Genomic DNA, 1,922 nt, shown 5'->3' on the forward strand with positions numbered 1-1,922 from the left:
AATTTTTGCTCACGAAAGCGATAGAGACGGGAATCACCAATATGGGTGTACCAAGAGCCATCATCTCGGAAGATAGCCATGACTAGGGTTGTCCCCATGTCCTGTCTTTCGGGATTTTTTAGCTGATCTTCGATAATCTTCTCGTTAGCGACGGTAATTGCCTCCTGCAGCAATTCCCCGGCAGCCCGGGGCGAATTCCAGTGTTCTTCTAGATGAGCTTGGATAGTTTCAGTGGCGATTTGACTAGCTTCCTGGCCCCCCGCATGACCTCCCATACCATCAGCAACGATAAAAAAGCGCCGCTCGGGGTCGATATAATAACTATCCTGATTAACCGATCGCACTACACCAGGATCGGTCATTCCTCCAAAAGAAAGATTGTTCATCGAAATTTCTGCTTTTAACACAATATTTATTATCCCGCAATCAATTACATCATGCGATCCTGACGTTCAATTTTTCGCCAAAGTCTCACAAGAGCTATCCCCGGCAGCAGGGAAATCGCCATCGGCACTAAAGTCAACCAACCAAAACCACTGACGAATAGAAGCGTCGCTGAGATAAGTAAAGCACTGACCAGTAAAGTATAGTTGGTTCCCATTTGAATCATACCCAATCGCCGCAAAAGTCGATCGGATTCGCTCGAACGGACCCGGACACGGATATCACCCCGTTCTAATTTTTCGATCGTATCATCGATGCGTCGGGGTAAACTCAGGGCGGTGCTGCTCACTTGGGCTGCTTGTCGTCCTAACTCATCGAGGATATTACTGCCATTATTTCCTGTCATATCATTTACTAATTGCAGGGCAAAAGGTTGGGCCACTTCCATAAAGTTAAATTCGGGATCGAGTCCTTTGCCTACCCCTTCCAGGGTAGAAAATGCCCGCATAACGAAGGTAAAGGTAGCGGGAAAGCGAAAAGGCTGATCGTAGGCGATTTCATAGAGATCATCGCTGATAGAGGCTACGGACTGTTCCTCAAAGGGTTTATCCATGAAGTTATCGAGCATATACTGGATCGATCGCCGCACTGCTCCCATATCACCATTAGCAGTTAATGCTCCTAAATCCACCAGAGAAGTGACCACGCGATCGGCATCTTTTTGGGCAATTCCCAAGAGAGTCTGCATTAATTTTTCGCGCACGTTGGTTTTAATTTGTCCCATCATGCCGAAATCGTAGAAAATTAGGGAGCCATCACTATCAACGGCAATATTGCCAGGGTGAGGATCCGCGTGAAAAAAGCCGTTATTGAGTAGTTGAATTAGATAGGCTTTTGCCCCTAGTTTAGCCAACAATTTGCGATCGAGTCCGGCTGCTTCTAGGGCTTCATAATGACTGATTTTGATGCCGGGGAGGTATTCTAGGGTTAAAACCCGGGGAGCGGTGTAGCGCCAATAGACTTTTGGTACTTTCACCCAATCTTCCCCGCGAAAATTACGGCGAAAAGTGTCAGCGTTGCGACCTTCGTTGAGATAATCCGTTTCTTCCCAGAGGATTTTACAGCATTCTTCATAAATACCCGTCCAATCGCGACCTTTACCCCATTTGGGATGATTTTGGAAGTATTGGGCGATTTTTTTCAGGATGGTCAGATCGATACTAAATAATTTTTTCAATCCAGGCCGTTGGACTTTGACCACCACATCTTCCCCGGTCTTCAGTTGGGCCCGGTGAACTTGCCCTAAACTAGCGGCTGCCAGGGGAATAGGATCAAAGCTTTTAAAGAGTTGATTGAGGGGTTTACCGAGGGATACCTCGATAATTTTGCTGGCCTGTTCGTAGGTAAATGCGGGAACCTGATCCTGTAGTTTCGAGAGTTCTTCCACATATTCCAGGGGAAAAAGATCGGCGCGGGTGGAGAACAGTTGACCGACTTTAATAAAAGTCGGTCCCAATTCTAGCATGGTTTCCCGAATC

At 46.8% G+C, this 1,922-nt stretch carries 2 protein-coding genes; both read right to left on the minus strand.

Annotated elements, in window-relative coordinates; translation table 11 throughout:
- On the minus strand, positions 1-386 hold a 386-nt coding region (locus tag PX481_RS08380), incomplete at its 3' end, for a PP2C family protein-serine/threonine phosphatase (protein ID WP_288094343.1).
- A gap of 44 nt (positions 387-430) precedes the next feature.
- On the minus strand, positions 431-1,922 hold a 1,492-nt coding region (locus tag PX481_RS08385; RefSeq protein ID WP_288094344.1), incomplete at its 5' end, for an ABC1 kinase family protein.

The organism is Microcystis sp. M53603_WE2 (assembly GCF_030065435.1).